The organism is bacterium endosymbiont of Bathymodiolus sp. 5 South (assembly GCF_900128535.1).
In the GTDB taxonomy this organism is placed as follows: Bacteria; Pseudomonadota; Gammaproteobacteria; order PS1; family Pseudothioglobaceae; genus Thiodubiliella.
Window position 1 is genome coordinate 1 of sequence record NZ_FQTR01000152.1, and the last position, 3922, is coordinate 3922.

Annotated in this window: 1 protein-coding gene; it reads left to right on the forward strand. The window is 38.4% G+C overall.

Going from position 1 to position 3922, the window contains the following annotated elements:
* Positions 1-3922 (forward strand): C80 family cysteine peptidase (locus BBROOKSOX_RS09375; RefSeq protein ID WP_257607842.1); only part of this gene is annotated, 3922 nt, incomplete at both ends.

A 3922-nucleotide genomic window follows, 5' to 3' on the forward strand; every position in this document is an offset into this window, starting at 1 on the left:
GGGTACTAAAACGCTTTACAGTTGGCACGATGGCGGTATTGTTTCTATAACTAAAAGTGCCAAAACTACAGCCGACAACCTTAATAATCCATTGATCAATCTTAATGAAGAAATACAAAGATTGAAAGAGTTGCTTAAATTCACATCTAAAAAGCAAAGTAAGCATTATGATCTTTTATCTGACACTCTTGATGTTTTTCGTATTTTTCATGTAGTACGAGAAGATGAATTGGACCTCTATCATTCTGAATTAAAGAAATTAAAGTTGGATTTTGATGAACATTTAAGCAGCAACCCAAATTCAGAAATTATAGGAGAATTAAACAGAATAAACATTGTTCTGCAAGGTTTTATCACTAACATTGAAGCTGAAAATTTGAGAAGAACAGAGCGCTCCGTGCTACTTGCACGTGAAAAATATGAAGTAGACAAAGTTCTGGAAATTGACGATAAAGTTAAAGAATTAAAGAAGACGCATGAGCGGTTCTTGGATCTTGCAAGTCGCAGCGTTGAAGTGCGTAAACAATTAGAACACGATATATCAGCTATAGAGCGTGAGATTCGAGTGGCCAAGGAGTCTCAAGTTAAACTTGAAAAATGGGATATAAGCACCATAAGCCACATAAGCAACATAAGTCAAAACAGCATTACAGATCCATTTGTAGGATACAAACGCCAAATTATTATGACAACAGAAAATGACCCCGAGCTATTTCAAGATCAGTCAGAACTGGCAGGAAAATATCCAGACAATACAACCATTGTCTATATGGATAAAAATGGTAATTACAAAGTTGTATATGGACTTAAATTAGATCAAATATCAAAAGGCGATCTTAAGGTTTTGATCAATGCACATGGTGAATCAAGAGAAATTGAGAACAGAAGCATTGAGGAAATTGCCGAACATATCAGTATTATAGATCGGGCTGCTGGTGAGGATTCTAATGTGAGGAAAGTTAGTTTGGCTTCCTGTAGTTTAGGGGGCGGTTATGTAGAAAGACTTCTACCTGAATTGCGAAAAAAAGGGGTAGGTAACACCAAAGTAAGTGTCAGACTTGCTGATGTGTTAATTCTTCCAGACGGTAGAAAGATGATAATGGATTCAGAAGAAGGTATTTCTGGAAAATATCGCTCCAGCGCCCTTAAAAAAACTTACGCATTCAATGAAAAAGGTGAAATAATCCTTGTGGATTCTTATACAGACGAGCATTACGATGTTAGTCTTTCTATTGATAAAGATGGCAGTCCAAAAATAGAACGCATTTACGGCAATCAACGCCTTAGTGAATTAAAAGGTGCGTTAAAAGTTTTTGTTAAAGCCGAAGGTTGGGATGAAACTGAAAAAATGTTGCATCAGTTTAAAGATATACTACCTTCAGGTGCCTCCATAGCACATCTCAATATTAAAACACCAAAAGATAACGACTGGTTCGCTCAGGGTAATGCGTTGCAACAAACGCAAAATTTAGATAATTTTGGTGGACGCCTTAATGCAAGTGTTGTGGTGCACTCTGACTCTGAAGACGCTCAAGTATCGGTAGCTACTCGTGAGAGAAATTCTAGAGTAAGAATAGTCAAGGGCGATATGTACTTTGTTAAAGAGTCCGGTATGACAAAAAATGTAATACGAATTACAGAATTCGGAGGGTTAGACTTAAATCAACAATACTTAGAATTTCGAGGTGATAATTTTGATGCTGACATTCGTGTTCATATTTTGCATAAGGGTATAGAGCGGGTTCCTATGATAAGAAAGACTGTGGAAAACTTAGACAATATATTTCAAGTTACCCAGCAACCTATTGCAGATATAGTCATTATGGTGCCTACTGCAAAAAATCTTAGTCATTATCTAGAACTGGTTAAAGCGCTGTCTGACAAATATAAAGTTACCATTACAGTGCATAAAGAAATAGGAAAGAATAAATCCGTAGAATGGCTATCAAAAACACCTCAAGACTCAAATGTGATTGTGCGTACTTCTCCACACCTAGCCGAAACCCAACCCCACAACGACCAAAAACTCCAAGACTGGGACACCCCAAACCAAGAACAAATCAACAAACTAAAAGCAGAATCCCAAAAAACCAAGCCCCAACTAGCCAACCACGACCACCAGGTCTTAATCCAAACCGAACCCGATGACAATATCAAAGACAGTGCCCTCAAGCTTGCCCTTAAACACCCAGCACAAACCACCATCGTACAAATGCAAAAAGATGGCACTTACCGAGTGGTTTACGGCACTGACCTTGATAAAATAACAGGCAGAGTTAAACTATCCGTCGTGGGTTACGGCAGAAAAACACAAGAGGGAGGCGACACACTGGGCGGTAGAAGTGCTACTGAGTTAAGCGCAAATATCACCAAACTCAATCAAGCATTAACAGGTGATGCTGACATACGGCGTATTAGTCTTGTCGGTTGCAATATAGATTCAGACAATCCTACCGATAATAGCGAGAGTCAATACGGCAGGAAAATGCTTGAAAAACTCAGTCAATCAAATATCAAAGTCCCCGTTGTTGTTAGAAGTAATTATGTGGCTGTTGACGAACACGGTAGAAAAATAACTTCAAGCACAGGTGCAGGCGACTGGATACACAAAGACAGTGCCGCCAAAACTATTTACAGTCTTGGTGCAACTGGCGCTGTGATTAGCAGGGTTTATAACAATGAAGGCACCCTGATTAAATATAACGGTAGAAACCTAGGTGAAGATTTAGACAATGACATAAGCTCACAAGATACAAGCAATCAACAGGAAGCAAGTGACAAGCAAAAGCCAATAGATGTAGAAAAAACCAAACAAAAGTTAGTTGATATTGATAAGCAGCAAACTAACTTTGCTAAGTCAGTTAACCAAGAAAAACTTAAGGCCAACACAAACAACACAAGCAACACAAGCAACACAAGCAACACAAACAACACAAATAAGAAAAAGTTTACCCCCCCTGCTTTTAACATTCAAATCGATGTCGGTGATGGAGACCACATTGCTTTCTTTGGCGGCTCTACTAATGTAGATGTCAAAGTTGGCAATGGTGCACACTACACACTTATGTATGGAGATAACAATATTTTAGTGAGTGTTGGTCATGCAGGAGACACCAATCGCTTTATTGAAATAGGAGGTTATCGCGCATTAGAAGGTGTGCAAATTTTAATAGGCACTAAAAATGTGGTGGTTAATTACGGTGTCAGGAATGACTTTATTATTGCAACCGACCCTTCTTTCCCCATGATTCCATTTGTTAATCCTTTTGATGGATCAGCCAATATTTTAGGCTCCTTACAAGATATGGCAGATATGAGTAACGCTGAGCAAAATATCCTATGGAGTTGGAAGAAAACCAAAAAGTTTGCAAAGGATATGAGTTCGTTAGATACGAATAGTGACACCAACTATAAGAAGATTTTAAACCGTGGTGGACAAAACAAAGTATCCGACAGAGGGTTGAAATACGATATAGAGGCGACGCTCAATAAGAAAGCTACTACCTTTATGCAACGAGAAAGCATACGCCAACAAGCCAATCAAAGCTTCAAAGAGAAACTTAGTAACTTTAGCTTAAACCTTACAATTGGCGGACAAGGATCTGACATTCTTATTGGTAATGGCAATTTTAGTTTTATGTTTGGCGATACCTTCTCTTCTGTTTTAGACACAACAGTTGCTTCATTATTTGGCATTATGCAGCAAGGGTACACCTCAGACGGACAACCCAAAACCACTTTTACCTACACACCAAGCAATGTAAAAACAAAACTTATCAACGGCATTCTCAATGAAATGGCAGCAAAAGCAGAAGACACCACCTTTGGCGATATATTAGGCTATCAATACATCGATTCTGGTGAATTCTACAAAACCAAGACATCAACCCCTGATTTATCAATGTCAGATATATTAAAAGAG